This is a genomic window from Bradyrhizobium sp. DN3, assembly GCF_041357655.1.
Taxonomy (GTDB): Bacteria; Pseudomonadota; Alphaproteobacteria; order Rhizobiales; family Xanthobacteraceae; genus Bradyrhizobium.
This window is the reverse complement of the sequence record NZ_JAULLN010000040.1, coordinates 1-16,147: the sequence shown is the minus strand read 5'-3', so window position 1 is coordinate 16,147 and position 16,147 is coordinate 1. Positions and strand designations below refer to the sequence as shown.

The window sequence follows — 16,147 nt, the reverse complement described above, 5'->3', positions numbered from 1 at the left end:
CCTTTTTGGGGTCCGGCATGGAAGATCTGAAGGACGCCCGCGTCCTCGTCACCGGCAGCGACGGCTTCATCGGCTCGCATGTCGTCGAGGAGCTGGCGAAGGCCGGCGCCCGCGTCAAGGCGATCGTCTATTACAACTCCTTCAACTCCTGGGGTTGGCTCGACACGGTGCCGGCCGACATCATGGCGTCGGTGGAGGTGGTGGCTGGCGACATCCGCGATCCGCATTTCATGATCGCGGCCGCGAGCGGCTGCACCGACGTGCTGCACCTGGCGGCGCTGATCGCGATCCCGTTCTCCTATGTCGCGCCCGACTCCTATGTCGAAACCAATGTACGCGGCACCGTGAACGTGCTCCAGGCCGCGCGCATGGCCGGCGTGCGCCGCTTCGTGCAGACCTCGACCAGCGAGGTTTACGGCACGGCGCAGACCGTTCCCATCAAGGAGAGCCATCCGCTGGTCGGGCAGTCCCCCTACTCCGCCTCGAAGATCGCCTCCGATCAGATGGCGCTATCGTTCCAAGCTTCGTTCGACATGCCCGTCGTGGTGATCCGCCCGTTCAACACCTTCGGCCCGCGGCAGTCGGCGCGCGCGGTGATCCCGACGATCATCAGCCAGATCGCGACCGGCAAGCGGAAGATCCGCCTCGGCGCCGTCAGCCCGACGCGCGATTTCTCGTTCGTCACCGACACTGCACGCGGCCTGATCGCGGGCCTCACGGCGCCTGCGGAGCAAGTCGTCGGCCAGACCATCAATCTCGGCAGCGGTTTTGAGATCTCGGTCGGCGCGACCGCACAGATGATCGCCGACGTCATGGCAACCTCGATCGAAATCGAGACCGACGAGGCGCGCCTGCGTCCCACCAACAGTGAGGTCGAGCGGCTCTGGGCCGACAATTCCAAGGCACGCCAGCAGCTCGGCTGGAGCCCTGAATTCGGCGGCGTCGACGGCATGCGCCGCGGCATGGTCAAGACGGTCAACTGGTTCACCAATCCCGCAAATCTCAGCCGCTACAAGGCTGACGTCTACAATGTCTGAGACGATCGTGGACAGTCCCGTGACCAAATCAACCTTCGAGCCAAAGACGATCGTCGATGCCGTGCGGCGCGCGGTGGGGACACCTAACGGAGTCCTCGGCCTGCACGAGCCGGTGTTTGCCGGCAACGAGGTCGCCTATCTCGAAGAGTGCATCAAGAGCACCTTCGTCTCCTCGGTCGGCCCGTTCGTCGATCGGTTCGAGCGCATGCTCGAGGAGGTCACCGGCGCCAAACGCGCAGTCGCCGTCGTCAATGGCACGGCCGCGCTGCATGCCTGCTTCCGGCTTGCCGGCGTCGAGCCCGGCGACGAGGTCATCTCACCTGCGCTGACCTTCATCGCGACGACGAATGCGATCGCCTATTGCGGGGCAACGCCGCACTTTGTCGACAGCTCGTTCGAAACGCTGGGCATGGATGCGCGCGCGCTCGCGGTGCGACTAGACGCGGTCGCGCAGAAGACTGCAGCCGGCACCATCAATCGCGAGACCGGCCGCCGCATCGCGGCGATCGCCCCGATGCACACGTTCGGGCACCCCGTCGATTTGGATGCGATCGCCGCCCTTGCGGATGATTGGAACATCGCGCTGGTTGAGGATGCCGCGGAATCGCTGGGGTCGACCTACAAGGGCCGCGCGGTCGGATCGCAGGCACGCCTGGCAGCGCTCAGCTTCAACGGCAACAAGATCGTGACCACGGGCGGCGGCGGCGCCATCCTGAGCAATGACGAAGAGCTGGGGCGCCGCGCCAAGCACCTGACGACGACCGCGAAGCTGCCGCACAAATGGGCCTTCATCCACGACGAGGTCGGCTTCAACTATCGCCTGCCGAATCTGAATGCGGCGCTCGGCTGCGCGCAGCTTGAGCAGCTCGACGGCTTCCTGGCCAGCAAACGCAAATTGGCTGCGGCCTATCAGCGTGCCTTTGCGGATATTCCCGGCGTCCGCTTCTCGCACGAGCCGAAGGATACCACGAGCAATTACTGGCTGAATGCGATCCTGCTCGACGAAGCCCATGCCGGCCGGCGCGACGACCTTCTCGCCGCGCTCAACGACGCCGGTTTTGGCGCGCGTCCGGCCTGGACCTTGATGCACAAGCTGCCGATGTTCGCGCAAAGCCCGCGCGGCGACCTTTCGACCGCCGAATCCATCGAACGCCGGCTGATCAACCTACCCAGCAGCGCCAGCATCAGGGCCCTTGATGAATAATGTCGCGCGAAAGATCTGCTTCGTCACGGGCAGCCGCGCCGATTTCGGGCTGCTGGTCTGGCCGATGCGCGCGATCCGGGAAACGCCCGGCCTGACACTTCAGCTCGTCGCCACCGGCATGCATTTTGCGCCGGAGTTCGGCTACACCTTCAACGCCATTCGCGAAGAGGGCTTCGAGGTCGACGAGCGTGTCGAGTCGCTGCTCAGCAGTGACTCCGGTGCCGGTGTCGCCAAATCCGTCGGGCTCGGTGTGATCGGCTTTGCCGACGCCTTCACACGCCTGCAACCGGATCTCGTCGTCGTGCTCGGCGACCGCTTCGAGATGTTCGCGGCCGCGCAGGCCGCGATGTTCATGCGACTGCCGATGGCGCATCTGTTCGGCGGCGACGTCACCGAAGGCGCGATCGACGAATCGACCCGCCACGCCATCAGCAAGATGGCGCACCTGCATTTCACCAGCAATCAGGGTTCGACGCAGCGGCTGACCCAGCTTGGCGAGCATCCGTCCCGCATTCACACCATCGGCTCGGTCGGCATCGACGCCATCAAGCATCTCGATCTGATGGACCGCGAAGGCATCGGCCGCGCGCTCGGGATGCCGCTCGGCGAACACAACGCGCTTATCACGTTCCACCCCGTCACGGTTGAATCCGGGCGTTCGGTGGCCGAGCTGGACGAGTTGTTCGCGGCACTATCGACGCTCGATCCCGCCTTTCGCTTCGTGTTCACGCTTGCCAACGCCGATGCCGAGGGCCGTGCGCTGAACGCCAGGATCGAGGCTTTCGCGGCTGACCGCCCGAACACGATCGCGGTGGCCTCGCTCGGGCAGCTTCGCTATCTCAGCCTGATGAGCCAGGTGGATGTGGTTATCGGCAATTCCTCGAGCGGCGTGCTCGAAGCCCCCTCCTTCGGCGTTCCCACGGTCGACATTGGCGACCGCCAAAAGGGGCGCGAGCGCGCGGCCTCGGTGTTTCACGCCGCGCCCGAGCGCAACGCGATTGCCGGCGCGATCGCTGGAGCCTTGCAGCGCGGCCGGCAGGCGACCGTCAACCCTTATGGCGATGGCGCATCCAGCCGGCGCTTCGCCGAAATCGTCGCCGGCATCCCGGATTTCAGGCAGCTTCTGGCAAAAGGTTTTTACGAGATTCCGGCAAGTGGAGCGCGGCCATGACGACGCAGACGCTGATCATCGCGGAAGCCGGCGTCAATCATGACGGCAGCCTGGAGAAAGCACTGGCGCTGGTCGATGCGGCCGCCGACGCCGGCGCCGATATCGTCAAGTTCCAGACGTTCAACGCAAAGGCGCTCGCGGGCGGCGCGGCAAAAAAGGCCGATTATCAGCAACGAGCGACGGATGCCGCCGAGAGCCAGCTTGCCATGCTGGAACGGCTCGAATTGCCACAAGCCGCGCATCACACGCTGATCGCACGCGCCAAGGAGCGCGGCATCGAGTTCCTGTCGACGCCGTTCGACGACGCCTCGCTCGCCTTCCTGCTGTCGCTGAAACTGCCGCGCATCAAGATCGGATCGGGTGATCTCACCAATGCACCGCTGCTGCATGCTGCCGCGAAGGCCGGCGCGATGCTCATCCTGTCGACCGGCATGGCAACGCTCGGCGAGATCGAAGAAGCGCTGGGGGTGCTCGCCCATGGCTACGGCGAGCGCAATGATCGGCCCGGCATCGCCGCCTTCCGCGCGGCGTGGCGCGATCCGGCGGCGCGCTCCGCGCTCGCACGGCACGTCAGCCTGCTCCATTGCACGACCGAATATCCTTGCCCCATCGGTGACGTGAACCTCGCCGCGATGGCGACAATGCGGTCGTCATTCCAGCTTCCGGTCGGCTATTCCGATCACACCGACGGTTTTGAAGTTTCGGTCGCCGCCGTCGCGCTCGGCGCCACGACGATCGAAAAACACCTGACGCTCGACCGCAGCGCGCAAGGCCCCGATCACGCGGCCTCGCTGGAGCCTGACGATTTCAAGCGCATGGTCGCGGCCATCCGCAATGTCGAACGCGCGATCGGCGACGGCGTGAAGGCGCCGAAGGAATCCGAGATCAGGAACGTGCCGGTGGCGCGCAAGAGCCTCGTCGCGGCGCGCGCGCTGAGGGTCGGCGAGACCATCGGCCCTGCCGACATCACTGCCAAGCGGCCCGGCGCAGGCCGGCCTCCGATCGACTATTGGTCGCTGATCGGAACGGCAGCGCCGCGCGCGCTCGAGCCGGACGATCCGCTCTAACCTTGCGGCTTTGCCGGAACGCCGCGAAGGACGGACCCTGGTGGCCATGGGGCCGTAACCACCGATCCCATCGCAACCAGCGTGTCGTTGCCGATCGCGATGTGGTCCCTGACCCGGCTGCCGAGACCGATGAAGCAGTTCTCGCCGATCTCCGCACCGCCGCCGATTACCGTCCCCGGCGACAGATGTGTGCAGTCGCCGACCCGCACGTCGTGCTCGACGATGGCGCCTGAGTTGATGATGCAATGATCGCCGATCCGGCTCCGCGCATTGACGATCGCGCCCGGCAGGATGACGGCGCCTGTGCCGATCCTGGCTGACGGCGAGACGATCGCGCGCGGATGAATCACGGCCGCCCAGCGCTTGACCTGCATGCGGCCCACCATCTGCCGGCGTGCGGACCCCGCCTGCATCGATCCGATTCCCACCACGAAGGCGGCATCCGGATATTTCAGCGCGGCGTCGTCAGTTCCGAGATAGCTGAGGTCGCCGAGCGTTCCGGGCTGGCGATCGAGAAAGCCGAGGACCCTGAACCGGCCGGACAACAGCGCCGCCTCGTAGACCATGAAGGCATGCTCGCCGCCCCCTATGATGATGAGATCATCCATCGCGATTCCCCTGCGTGGGGTAATCTTAACGGCCGGATCGCCGGCCTCAAACCGCTGATTCGGGCCGCGAATTGCTGGGGTTAACGGGGCGGCCCGAGGAACGTCGCCGGGGTTGACGCCGCCTCTCGCAGCCGCGATATAGCAGGCTCAGCCCTGGGCCGCTCCCCCATATCTGGCGTATACGAGGCAGATTGCCATGAAATCCTGGCGTAAGGCCGTCGTCGGAACGCAGGCGACCGTGGGCGAGGCCATTGCCGCCATCGAGAGCGGAAGCATCCAGATCGCCCTGGTGCTCGACGACCAGAATCGCCTGCTCGGCGTGGTCACCGATGGTGACGTGAGGCGCGGGCTGCTGCGTGGCATCCCGCTGACCGGCCTTGCGACCGATATCATGAACCGAGCGCCGGTGTCGGTTCCTGCGACGCTGCCGCGCGAGGACCGGCTGCAGTTGATGCGGCAGAAGTCGATCAAGCAGCTCCCGCTCGTCGATGAGGGCGGCCATCTGGTCGTGGTCGAGACGCTCGATGAGCTGCTCGAACCGCGCCATTATCCGAATCCGGTCCTGATCATGGCGGGCGGCCTCGGCGAGCGCCTGGGCGCGCTGACGCGCGAAGTGCCGAAGCCGATGCTCAATGTCGGCGGCCGGCCGCTGCTCGAGACGATCGTCCGCAACGTCGTGCAGCAGGGCTTTGGTAACATCTTCATCTCGGTCAACTACAAGGCCGAGGCGATCAAGGACCATTTTGCCGATGGCAGCGCCTTCGGCGCCAATATCCAGTACGTGCACGAAACGGAGCGCCTGGGGACAGCAGGCGCGCTCGGTCTCTTCCGGACGCCGCCGGCTTTGCCGATGATCGTCACCAACGGCGACATCCTCACCACGATCAACTACGGCGCTCTTCTCGATTTCCACAACGGAACACCGGCGGAAGCGACGATGGCCGTGCGCGAGCACAAGGTGCACGTGCCCTATGGCGTGGTCTCCACGTCGGACGGTTTTCTCGATGCGATCCGCGAGAAGCCGACCGAGAGCTGGTTCGTCAGTGCCGGCATCTATGTGGTCGGCAGCTCCGTCTTCAGCCATGTCGCGCCCGGCGTCAGGATCGATATGCCGACTGTGCTGGAGCGCGTTATCGCCGACAAGGGGCGCGTCGCGGTTTATCCGATCCGCGAATATTGGCTCGACATCGGCCGCCTGGAGGATTTCGAGCAGGCGCATGCGGAGTTTCACGAGGTCTTCCCGTGACCGCGACAACCGCCGTCGTGGTTGGCCTCGGGTCGATCGGCACAAGGCATGCACGCGTCCTGCGCGGGCTTGGCCTTCAGGTCGCGACCGTCAGCCGTCGCGAAGGCGGCGACTACGGATCGATCACGCAGGCGCTGGCGGGTGCGCATCCGGATTACGCGGTGATCGCCACCGAAACGGCGCGCCATGCAGACGATCTGCAAGAGCTCGCGCAGGCTGGCTTCCACGGCAAGGTGCTTGTCGAAAAGCCGCTATTCGCGACACCGGCATCGCCACCGAAATATCCGTTTGCCCATGTCAGCGTCGGATACAATCTGCGGTTCCACCCAGTCATGACGGCGCTCGCCGAGAGATTGCACGGGCGCGACGTGATCACGATCGCCGCCTATGTCGGCCAGGACATCAGGGACTGGCGGCCCGGCCGCGATCATCGTGCGACCGCATCCGCGACGGCTGAAGCCGGAGGCGGCGTGCTGCGGGATCTCAGCCACGAATTGGATTATCTCTTGTGGCTGTTCGGGCCGTGGCACCGCGTCGCGGCGCTGGGTGGCGCGTCTGGGGCGCGCGACCTCGACGTCGACGACCATCTCGACCTGCTGCTCGACATGCAGCGGGCGCCATCGGTCCACGTCCATATGGATTATCTCGATCGCCAAGGCGTCCGCCGCATTCGCGTCAATGTCGACGACGACACCATCGAGGCCGATCTGGTCGGCAGCCGTCTGACGGTCAACGGCAGGACAACGGAGATCACCTGCGAGCGCGACCAGACCTACCGCGACATGCATCTCGCCGCGATGCGTGGCGCGCGTCCGGCCTGCTCGCTGCCCGAGGCGCTTGGCGTCGTGCATCTGATCGATGCCAGCGAGCGCGCGCTGCGCAGCAAGACCTGGATATCGCTATGAGTCTCGTCTGCACCATCTGCGCGCGAGGCGGCTCGAAGGGGGTCGTCGGCAAGAATGCGCGCGATCTATTGGGCAAGCCCGTACTCGCATGGAGCATCGAGCAGGCGCGCGAGACCGGCCTGTTCGATGCGATCGCCTTCAGCAGCGATTCGGACGCCCTGCTCGACGCGGCGCTGAAGGCCGGCGCCGACATCGCGGTCAGGCGCCCGGACGAGATGGCGACCGATACCGCGCCAAAACTGCCGGCGATCCGCCATTGCCTCGAGCAGGCCATCGCGCAAACGGGCAGGACGCCGGAGATCTTCGTCGATCTCGACGTCACCTCGCCGCTCAGGCTTGCCTCCGACATCGCCGGTGCGGTGGCGCTGCTGCGCGAGAGCGGCGCCCGCAACGTCATTACCGGAGCGCCGGCGCGGCGGTCGCCCTATTTCAATCTGGTCGAGCAGCGCAGCGACGGCAGCGTCGGCCTCTCCAAATCCGCCAATCCTCCGATTACGCGCCGGCAGGATGCGCCGCGCTGCTTCGACATGAACGCGTCGATCTATGTCTGGCGTGTCGCGCCATTCCTGGAGCAGCCCGCGGTGTTCTACCCGGACACGCGTCTGTTCGAAATGCCGGAAGAGCGCTCGATCGACATCGATTCCGACCTCGATTTTGCGTTGGTGGAACTGTTGCTGCGCCAACGATTGCCGGCCTGAGGAGCCTCAAGCGATGACTACGAGCTTCAAGGCTTTGTTCGATCTGACCGGCCGCACGGCCGTCGTCACCGGCGGGTGCGGCATCCTCGGGCGTCGCTTCGCCGATGGCCTCGCCGAGTTGGGCGCGAATGTCGCGATCGTCGATCTCGATCAGGCTGCGACCGATGCGGCGGCGGCAGACGTCGCCTCACGCCATGCCGTCCGCGCCAGGGGCTTTGGCTGCGACATCACGAACCCCGATGCGGTGCGCAACACGGCCGATGCGATCGAGGCCGACCTCGGACCGGTCTCGATCCTTCTCAACAACGCCGCCAGCAAGACCCGCGACATCGATGCCTTCTTCGCGCCGGTCGAGAAATTCTCCCAGGAAACGTGGCGCGAGATCATGTCAGTCAATCTCGACGGCATGTTCAACGTCGCTCAGGTGTTCGGCGGCCGGATGGCCGAGCGCGGCTATGGCGCCATCGTGCAGACCGCCTCGATCTACGGCCTGATGGCGCCCGACCAGCGCATCTACGAAGGCTCCGAATATCTCGGTCGCGCCATCAACACGCCCGCAGTCTACACGGCGTCCAAAGCCGGTGTCATCGGCCTGACCAAGCACCTGGCGACCTATTGGGCGAGCAAGGGCGTTCGCGTCAATACGCTCACCCCGGGCGGGGTGGAGAGCGGGCAGAACGAGACCTTCAAGCAACGCTACAGCGCCCGCATTCCACTTGGCCGCATGGCCAAGTCCGACGAGATGGTCGGCGCGGTGCTGTTCCTGGTCTCCGATGCGGCGTCCTACGTCACCGGCCAGAACATCGCGGTCGATGGCGGCCTGAGCGCGTGGTGAGCGGCGGAGCATGGTCAGACAGTTGATCCGCAACACGCTGATATCCAGCGCAGCCTTCGGGATTGCGGCGGTGCTCGGCTTGGTCGTCATCCCCGTCATCATCCGCACCTGGGGCGTGACCGAGTTCGGCCTCATCGTGCTGGCCCGCATCCTGCTGCCGAGCGGCATGATGGGGCTGCTCGATCTCGGCCTCTCCGAAGTCACGACGCAAGCGGTCGCGCGGGCGCGCGAACATCGCAATTGGCGCGTTGCAGGCCAACAACTCGCGCTTCTCACCGTGATGGCCGCCGTCCTCGCAGGACTGCTCGCGGTCACGATCTGGATCAGCGCGCCTTACCTGACCATCGCGCTCCGTGTCGATACCGCTCACGCCGACAGGTTTGCGCAAATCTTGCGCTACACCGCGCTCGCCAACCTGGTGCTGATCCCCGCGCTGGTCTGGGAAGGCATCGTCAAGGGCTTTGAGCGCTACAATGTCCTGCGGCTGGCCGAGGTGAGCTCCACGATCGCCTATGTGGCGTGTACGATCTGGGCGGCCAGCGCCGCAGCCTCGTTCGAGCTGGTGGCCTATATCTATCTCGCCAGCACCTTGATGCGCGCATGTCTGGTGTTCATCGCGGCCTTCGTCGCCGTCGTGCGCAAGGTCAGGCTCGCGATGTGGGACGCGCCGATCCGGCGTGAGCTGTTCCACCGCTGCGCGCTGTTCGCGCAAGGCAAGCTGACGGGCGGCTTGGCGCTGCCGATTCAGCCTTTCCTGGTCGGCCTCTTATTCGGGCCCAAAGGTGTCGGCGTGTACGACACCCTGGTCCGGCTGCCACGGGTGTCAAAGATCGTCGTCGGTCTCCTGACGTCCGCCTTGCTGCCGGTGGCAAGCCGCCTGGACGAGCGCGGTAACGCTGCGGCGTTCCAGCGCCTCGGTGAATTCGGCCTCATCATCCTGCCCATGTTCACGGTGCCGCCGCTGATGGCGGCCGCCATGCTGTCGCGCGAGATCATGCAGGTATGGATCGGACCACAGATGGCTCCCTACGCCTTCTGGATGGGCCTGAGCTTCGTGGTGCCGATCTGCGCTCAGTACCTCGCCTTCGGCAACGTCATGTTCCTGACCCGCACAGACGTGCAGTCGCGCCTGAACCGGCTCATGATCTATCAATTGGCGGTGTGGGCTGCGGTGGCGGTTGCGACGCTGCACCTGTTCGACGAACGAGCGCTGATCCTTGGCCAAGTGGTTGGGAACGCCGTCATTCTACCGTTGCAGATCGGGGCCGTGAGCCGCGGGTTGCAGCTTGACTCCTACCGCCTCATTAGAGCACTTCTCGCCCAGGCTGTCATTTTCGTGGTCTTGGGCCTGCTGCTACTCGAGCTTGCAGACCATTTGGCCATCGACAGCTTCTGGGGGCTCGGACTTGCGATCGCCTCGTTCTGCGCGGTGAGCTGGGCCATACAGTATTTTCTCGTTCTGGAAGACCGCCAGCGGGCGATCTTCGCGGAACTTGGCCACCGCTTCGGCTGGGCGTCGACCTAGCCATTCGCATCAGCATGTTCGGGAGATCGATGAACGCCTTGGTCGACACGAGGAGACGCAAACGGTGCGCATAGGCCTGGTGGTCGATCACCCCAAGCGTGACCTGCCGGGGGCAGTCATGCTCGGTTATCAGCTCGCGCGGCGCGGCGTCGCGGTCACGCTGGTGCCGATGTACGAGCAGGCCGTCGATGTGCCGCGGCTGGGGCTCGACGCGCTGGTCGTCAACTACGCGCGCCCCGTCAATCTCGACCTGATGCGCAGCTTTGCCAAAGCCGGACTCGCGCTGTACGTCCTCGATACCGAAGGCGGCGTGCTCGCGGAAAAGGGCGGCAACTCGCCGCCGGCGATGGCCGCTCATATCAAGGACAGCGGTTACGCCGACGTCCTGGCAGGCTATTTCTTCTGGGGCAACCGGCTGCATGATGCCTTCCTGGCGGCCGGAACCATGCCTCCGGAGCATCTTCATCTCACCGGATGCCCGCGCTTCGATTTTGCGGCCCCGCGCTGGCGCGCGCTGCTCGATGGCGAACCGCGCGGCTACCTGCTCGTCAACGCCAACTTCCCGCTGGTCAATTCACGCTTCACCGGCAAGCCGGGCGGCGAACGCGAGGCGATGGTGCGGGCCGGCTGGGACGGCGCCTATGTCGACCGCTTCATTGCGGACCTGAAGCAGGTCTTCGCCAACTATCTCGCCGAGATCGACCGCCTCGCCGCCGCGCGGCCCGACCGCACCATTCTGGTGCGTCCGCATCCTTTCGAGAGCGAGGAGGTCTATCGCAACGCGCTCGCGCGCCACGCCAACGTCCTGATCGACGGCACCGGCAGCGTGCTCGACCGCATCCGCAATGCGGCCGCGGTCGTTCATCTCAACTGCGGCACGGCCGTCGAATCTGTATTGCTCGGAAAGCTGCCGCTCCAGCTCGAATATTTGAACACGCCGATCACTGCCGGCCATGCCGCGCTCCCCGCGCGGGTGAGCCGGAAGGTCGCCTCGTTCGATGAGCTCCTCGGCGCAATCGATCACATCGAGCGTGAGACCGAGACCTTCGATTTCGCCCGCGTTCACGCCGCCGATATCGAGGCCTTCTTCCATCTCAACGACGGGCAAGCCGCCGAACGTGTCGCCGACGTTCTGACCCGCGCAACGACGTCGCGCCGGCCTTACGTCTCGCTGCTCGCAACCGTGAAGGGCACGCGCGCCAAGCCGAGCCTCGGCCAGGTCGTCAAGGGCGCCGCCAGTGCCGCGCTCGGCTCGGCCGTCACCGAGCGGCTGCGCAGCCAATTCAATCCAGCGCGGCGCGACAAGCGCATCGAGCCGATCTTCGTCAGGACCCTGCTGCAACGCATCGCAACCCACGATCGTGCGAACCCGTCGCAATTTGCGGCAAGACGCGCGCATTGCGCGACGACGGGCCTGCCGCTCGCCAGCATTGCGATCGAACACACCAAATAGACTCATGACCACTGCAAAGACCATTCTCATCACCACGCTTGCCGAATACCAGACCCGGTTCTGGATTCCGGTTGCGCAGCGGTTGCGCTTAGCGGGACATGACGTCGAGCTGCTTGCCTTCGACGATCGCAGCGCCGAGATGTCGGTTGCCGAAGGCGTGCCGGTCACGAACATGTATCGCGAGGGTCTCAAGGCCGGCCCCTCGCCCGACGATCGCAAGGCGTTCGACGCCCGCGTCGCCTTTTACGGACTCGACGGGACCAATCTCCTGTTCAGCCACGAGCGTTTCACCTTCGGCATCAGCGATACGGCGGCGCTGCGCCGGCGTTTCATGATCTATGCCAACGCCATGGAGACAGTGCTCGACCGGCTGGAGGCGCAGGGGCGACGCGCCGAACTGGTCCAGGAGCTCGGCGGCTTCCTGTCCGTCATCGCCAGCTTCCACGCCGCCAGGCGCCGGGGCATCCGCAACTGGTTCATCGAGCCTTCGTTCTTTCGCGGCCGGATGTATTTCACGCCGGACAGCTTTGCCGCCCCCGACGTGATGGCCAAACCCGCGGACGCGGTATCCGCCGAGGTGCGCGCCTATCTGGACGAGACGCTGACGCAGCGCGCGATCGTCATCCCCAAGAAGGACCAGCACCACTATTCGGCGGCGTTCAAGAAGGTCGTCAATTTGCGCAATGCGCATCGTCTCGCCGAAAAGCTCTGGGACCAGTTCGCGCTCGGCAAGCACCAGGAGTTCGGACACAATCTGCGCCATGCCCGCGTGCACGCCGCGATGGCGCTCAACGCGACGCGGCTGCGCAAGCTCTACCGGCCGATGCCCGAAACTCCCTTCGTCTACTACCCCTTCCATGTTCCGGCCGACATGGCGCTGACGCTACGCTCGCCGGACTATCTCGACCAGGTCGCGACCGTCGACTTCCTGCTGCGCACGATCCCGGATTCGCACGTGCTCGTGGTGAAGGAGCATCCCGCCCAGATCGGCGCCATCTCGGCCACCCGCCTGCTCGAGCTCGCACGCCGGTTCGACAATTTCGTGCTGCTGCCGCCGCAGACCAACAATTACACCGTGCTCAATCGCGCCGATGCCGTCGTCTCCGTCAACAGTAAGTCGGGTGCCGAGGCACTGCTGCTCGGCAAGCCGGTCGTGGTGATGGGCGATGCATTCTACCGCTCCTGCCCGCTTGTGTATGCGGTCGATCGTCTGGCCGACGTGCCGGCGCGGCTGCGCGAAGCGCTCACCGGCGGACCATTCGATCCCGCCAAGGGTGCGCCCTATTTCGAGTCCGCCTGGCGCCGGTCTTATCCGGGCGAGCTCTATATCAGCGATCCCAAGCTGCTCGACATTTTTGCGGCCACCTTGCGCGCGGCAATCGCCGAGCCGGCCCGTGCGAACTGAACGGACCCATCATGCCGCTCGTCTCGATCATCACACCGTCCTGGAACGTCGAAGGCCTGATCGAGGAGACGATCCGCTCGGTGCAGAGCCAGACATTCGCCGATTGGGAGCTCCTGATCGCCGACGACTGCTCGACCGACAACACGCCGGGCATCATCGCTGACATCGGCGAGCGCGACCCGCGCGTCAAGCTGATCCGGCAGGCCAAAAATGGCGGGCCGGCGCTGGCGCGCCAGGCCTCGATCGACGCCGCACAGGGCCGCTATCTCGCCTTCCTCGACAGCGACGATCTATGGCTGCCCGAAAAGCTCGAGCGGCAGCTCGCCTTCGCCAAGGAGAAGCGGGCTGCGCTCAGCTATACCGCCTTCCGCCGCATCAACGAGACCAACACGGTCACCGGACGGCTGATCGAAGTGCCGGCTTCGCTCAGCTATGGCCAGCTGCTGAAGAACACCGCGATCGCGACGCTGACCGCGATGGTCGACCGCGAGATCGCCGGCCCCATCGCGATGAAGAACGAGGGCTATGACGATTTCTGCCTGTGGCTCTCGATCCTCGAGCGCGGCCACACCGCATACGGCCTCAACGAGGACCTTGCACGCTACCGCGTCAGGGGATCCTCGGTCTCCAGCCGCCCGGTGCGCTCGGCCAAATGGGTCTGGCAGATCTACCGCAATGTCGAACAGCTCTCGCTGATCAGGTCGGCCTGGTGTTTTGCTCATTGGGGTGCGCGGGCCTGGCTCAAGCGGCGGGAATTCTAGCGAAGCTCGCAGCTCGGCGCACGAGCGCCGCGTAGCCAGCTGCAAGCTGGAAATGAACATTTCGGCCCGGACGGCGGCCCACTGGACTTTTGAAGGATCATCACGCCAGAATGCAAGCCTATTGGCCTTTCCGCCCGTAGCCGATACCACTCTGCCGGCCTCACCGGACGAGCCCGCCCCCGAGATCCTCCTGGAACCCGATCATGCCGTTTGAAAGCTACAAGAACAGCCGCATCCTCGTGACCGGAGGCGCCGGCTTCATCGGATCGCATCTGTGCGAGCGACTCCTCGAGGCGGGGGCCGAGGTGGTGTCCGCGGACAATTATTTCACCGGCAGCCGGCGCAACATCGCCCATCTGATCGCCAATCCGCTGTTCGAGGCGGTCAGGCACGACGTCACCTTCCCGCTCTACATCGAGGTCGACGCGATCTTCAACCTGGCCTGCCCGGCCTCGCCGATCCACTACCAGCGTGACCCCGTGCAGACCACCAAGACCTCGGTGCACGGCGCCATCAACATGCTCGGCCTCGCCAAGCGGCTCAAGGCGCGCATCTTCCAGGCCTCCACCAGCGAGGTCTATGGCGATCCGCTGATCCATCCTCAGACTGAGGACTATTGGGGTAACGTCAACCCGATCGGCATCCGCTCCTGCTACGACGAGGGCAAGCGTTGCGCCGAGACGCTGTTCTTCGACTACTGGCGCCAGCACGGCCTGCCGATCAAGGTCGCGCGCATCTTCAACACCTACGGCCCGCGCATGCAGCCCAATGACGGCCGCGTGGTGTCGTCCTTCATCGTCCAGGCCCTCAAGGGCGAGCCGATCACGGTGTTCGGCGACGGCGGGCAGACCCGCTCCTTCTGCTATGTCGACGATCTCGTCGAGGCCATTACGCGGCTGATGGTGACGCCGGAAGACGTCACCGGCCCGATCAACCTCGGCAACAACTCCGAGTTCACGATCCGCGAACTCGCCGAGAAGGTCATCAAGCTGACGGGCTCGCGTTCCAAGCTAGTGTTCAAGCCGCTGCCGCAAGACGACCCGCGGCAGCGCCAGCCCGACCTCGCCAAGGCGAAGGCGGCGCTGAACTGGGAGCCGAAGGTCGCGCTCGAGGATGGGCTGAAGGAGACGATCGCCTACTTCAAGCGCTCGCTTGAACTGACCTGATTCCGCGCGCAGCTGTCATCGCCCGCAGCGGGCGTTCGCAATGCGCGCGTTGCGATCGAGAAAAATCGTCATTTCGACGCTCGCACATCAAAAAGTGCGAAAACAACCCCATGCACAGTAGCCGGACCCAGCTTTATCAATGACTTAACTGCTAGCCAAGCGCGCTGCGGATTTTTCGAAGCGGATTTGACTCGTCGGGCAAAACAGGCGCACTATGTCAGCATGCCAATTGTGCGTCAGGCGAGCAGCAAGCCGCTGTGGTGCAGGTCATGCAGAAGGTCGACCGGGCTCACGGGCACGGAGGCATCGTGGTTCACCACCGCCTCAGCGGGCCCCGACGGCGAGGGCGTGACCTCCGCCCCAACCCAACCGGGCATGGGATCAGGCGCCTCCGGCGGGCTGGACAGTGAGTTGTCATTGAAATTGAACACTGAACTATCCGCAGCGAGCGGCGCTGCGCCGACGGCGCCATCGCCATTGAGATCCTGCTGGAGCGTCGGCTCCAGTGCTTTCAGGGACGGATCGGTCCCCAGCACTTCGGGAGCCGCGGCGAGAGTCGTCACGAAATTGCCGCTGCTGTCCGTGCTCCAGACCGAGTAATGCCCATTCGACGAATCCTTCCAGACCACGTCGTAGCCACCGCCTGACACCTGCTCGGCGGCAATGACCGACCATGTGGTGTAATTGGCCGTGTTCACCACATTGCCTTGGTATTTCAGCGTAGGCCCGGTGCCGGTCGAGATGTTGTCCAGGTAGTAGTTGCCGCCGGACACCACCACACTGGTCGATCCGATCGCCTCGATCGTGACGGGGCTGGCGACCGGCACGCCCATCGTGCCATCGCCGTTGAGATCCTGCTGGAGCGTCGGCTCCAGCGCTTTCAGGGACGGATCGGTCCCCAGGACTTCCGGGGCCGCCGCGAGGGTGGTCACGAAATTGCCGTTGCTGTCCGTGCTCCAGACCGAGTAATGCCCGTTCGACGAATCCTTCCAGACCACGTCGTAGCCACCGCCGGACACCTGCTCGGCGGCAATGACGGACCATGTGGTGTAATTGGCCGTGTTCA

General features: G+C 65.0%; 14 protein-coding genes and 1 pseudogene. 13 read left to right on the top strand and 2 right to left on the bottom strand.

The window, feature by feature from the left end:
• Positions 1 to 17 precede the first annotated feature (17 nt).
• From AAE027_RS35865 to neuB, 4 genes are read left to right on the top strand one after another with little or no spacing between them, the layout of a single operon-like run.
• A complete protein-coding gene (locus tag AAE027_RS35865; RefSeq protein ID WP_370990614.1) occupies positions 18 to 1,037 on the top strand; it encodes an NAD-dependent 4,6-dehydratase LegB in 1,020 nt (339 codons plus the stop codon).
• Between the two features lie 19 nt (positions 1,038 to 1,056).
• Entirely contained in the window at positions 1,057 to 2,241 is a 1,185-nt protein-coding gene (locus AAE027_RS35860; protein WP_370990615.1) for a LegC family aminotransferase, read from the top strand.
• The gene (gene neuC, locus AAE027_RS35855) at positions 2,234 to 3,412 is read left to right on the top strand and encodes a UDP-N-acetylglucosamine 2-epimerase (RefSeq protein ID WP_370990616.1); all 1,179 of its coding nucleotides are present in this window, start codon (positions 2,234 to 2,236) and stop codon (positions 3,410 to 3,412) included. The genes AAE027_RS35860 and neuC overlap by 8 nt, the downstream gene beginning before the upstream one ends.
• Complete coding sequence (neuB, locus tag AAE027_RS35850; RefSeq protein WP_370990617.1) at positions 3,409 to 4,479, top strand: N-acetylneuraminate synthase; 1,071 nt, start codon at positions 3,409 to 3,411, stop codon at positions 4,477 to 4,479. The genes neuC and neuB overlap by 4 nt, the downstream gene beginning before the upstream one ends.
• Here the strand turns inward: neuB and AAE027_RS35845 are convergent.
• Positions 4,476 to 5,087 (bottom strand): acetyltransferase, encoded by a 612-nt coding sequence (locus tag AAE027_RS35845; protein ID WP_370990618.1) that lies wholly within the window; start codon positions 5,085 to 5,087, stop codon positions 4,476 to 4,478. The two genes, neuB and AAE027_RS35845, sit on opposite strands and share 4 nt — an antisense overlap.
• Positions 5,088 to 5,283: 196 nt before the next feature.
• On the opposite strand from AAE027_RS35845, the gene AAE027_RS35840 reads away from it, so the two are divergent.
• From AAE027_RS35840 to AAE027_RS35800, 9 genes are all read left to right on the top strand, one after another.
• Positions 5,284 to 6,333, top strand: coding sequence for a nucleotidyltransferase family protein (locus tag AAE027_RS35840; RefSeq protein ID WP_370990619.1), 1,050 nt, complete (start codon positions 5,284 to 5,286; stop codon positions 6,331 to 6,333).
• The gene (locus AAE027_RS35835; RefSeq protein ID WP_370990620.1) at positions 6,330 to 7,238 is read left to right on the top strand and encodes a Gfo/Idh/MocA family protein; all 909 of its coding nucleotides are present in this window, start codon (positions 6,330 to 6,332) and stop codon (positions 7,236 to 7,238) included. The genes AAE027_RS35840 and AAE027_RS35835 overlap by 4 nt, the downstream gene beginning before the upstream one ends.
• Positions 7,235 to 7,936 carry an acylneuraminate cytidylyltransferase family protein gene (locus AAE027_RS35830; RefSeq protein WP_370990621.1) on the top strand — a complete coding sequence of 234 codons (702 nt, stop codon included), beginning with the start codon at positions 7,235 to 7,237 and terminating at the stop codon, positions 7,934 to 7,936. The genes AAE027_RS35835 and AAE027_RS35830 overlap by 4 nt, the downstream gene beginning before the upstream one ends.
• Positions 7,937 to 7,949: 13 nt before the next feature.
• Positions 7,950 to 8,771 carry an SDR family oxidoreductase gene (locus AAE027_RS35825; protein WP_370990622.1) on the top strand — a complete coding sequence of 274 codons (822 nt, stop codon included), beginning with the start codon at positions 7,950 to 7,952 and terminating at the stop codon, positions 8,769 to 8,771.
• A gap of 10 nt (positions 8,772 to 8,781) precedes the next feature.
• The gene (locus tag AAE027_RS35820; RefSeq protein ID WP_370990623.1) at positions 8,782 to 10,296 is read left to right on the top strand and encodes an MATE family efflux transporter; all 1,515 of its coding nucleotides are present in this window, start codon (positions 8,782 to 8,784) and stop codon (positions 10,294 to 10,296) included.
• 64 nt (positions 10,297 to 10,360) lie between these two features.
• Complete coding sequence (locus AAE027_RS35815; protein WP_370990624.1) at positions 10,361 to 11,749, top strand: surface carbohydrate biosynthesis protein; 1,389 nt, start codon at positions 10,361 to 10,363, stop codon at positions 11,747 to 11,749.
• A gap of 4 nt (positions 11,750 to 11,753) precedes the next feature.
• Positions 11,754 to 13,154, top strand: a complete 1,401-nt coding sequence (locus tag AAE027_RS35810; protein WP_370990625.1) for a capsular polysaccharide export protein, LipB/KpsS family — start codon at positions 11,754 to 11,756, stop codon at positions 13,152 to 13,154.
• A gap of 11 nt (positions 13,155 to 13,165) precedes the next feature.
• Entirely contained in the window at positions 13,166 to 13,915 is a 750-nt protein-coding gene (locus tag AAE027_RS35805; protein WP_370990626.1) for a glycosyltransferase family 2 protein, read from the top strand.
• 203 nt (positions 13,916 to 14,118) lie between these two features.
• A complete protein-coding gene (locus AAE027_RS35800; RefSeq protein ID WP_128938876.1) occupies positions 14,119 to 15,081 on the top strand; it encodes a UDP-glucuronic acid decarboxylase family protein in 963 nt (320 codons plus the stop codon).
• A gap of 236 nt (positions 15,082 to 15,317) precedes the next feature.
• Here AAE027_RS35800 and AAE027_RS35795 read toward each other — a convergent pair.
• A pseudogene (locus AAE027_RS35795) lies at positions 15,318 to 16,147 on the bottom strand (M10 family metallopeptidase C-terminal domain-containing protein); the annotation flags it as partial.

Excerpts from the sequence above, each read along its gene's own strand:
- AAE027_RS35865 (WP_370990614.1), top strand. The coding sequence starts at position 18 with ATGGAAGATCTGAAGGACGCCCGCGTCCTCGTCACCGGCAGCGACGGC.
- neuC (WP_370990616.1), top strand. The coding sequence starts at position 2,234 with ATGAATAATGTCGCGCGAAAGATCTGCTTCGTCACGGGCAGCCGCGCC.
- neuB (WP_370990617.1), top strand. The coding sequence starts at position 3,409 with ATGACGACGCAGACGCTGATCATCGCGGAAGCCGGCGTCAATCATGAC.
- AAE027_RS35845 (WP_370990618.1), bottom strand. The coding sequence starts at position 5,087 with ATGGATGATCTCATCATCATAGGGGGCGGCGAGCATGCCTTCATGGTC.
- AAE027_RS35840 (WP_370990619.1), top strand. The coding sequence starts at position 5,284 with ATGAAATCCTGGCGTAAGGCCGTCGTCGGAACGCAGGCGACCGTGGGC.
- AAE027_RS35830 (WP_370990621.1), top strand. The coding sequence starts at position 7,235 with ATGAGTCTCGTCTGCACCATCTGCGCGCGAGGCGGCTCGAAGGGGGTC.
- AAE027_RS35825 (WP_370990622.1), top strand. The coding sequence starts at position 7,950 with ATGACTACGAGCTTCAAGGCTTTGTTCGATCTGACCGGCCGCACGGCC.
- AAE027_RS35820 (WP_370990623.1), top strand. The coding sequence starts at position 8,782 with ATGGTCAGACAGTTGATCCGCAACACGCTGATATCCAGCGCAGCCTTC.
- AAE027_RS35810 (WP_370990625.1), top strand. The coding sequence starts at position 11,754 with ATGACCACTGCAAAGACCATTCTCATCACCACGCTTGCCGAATACCAG.
- AAE027_RS35805 (WP_370990626.1), top strand. The coding sequence starts at position 13,166 with ATGCCGCTCGTCTCGATCATCACACCGTCCTGGAACGTCGAAGGCCTG.
- AAE027_RS35800 (WP_128938876.1), top strand. The coding sequence starts at position 14,119 with ATGCCGTTTGAAAGCTACAAGAACAGCCGCATCCTCGTGACCGGAGGC.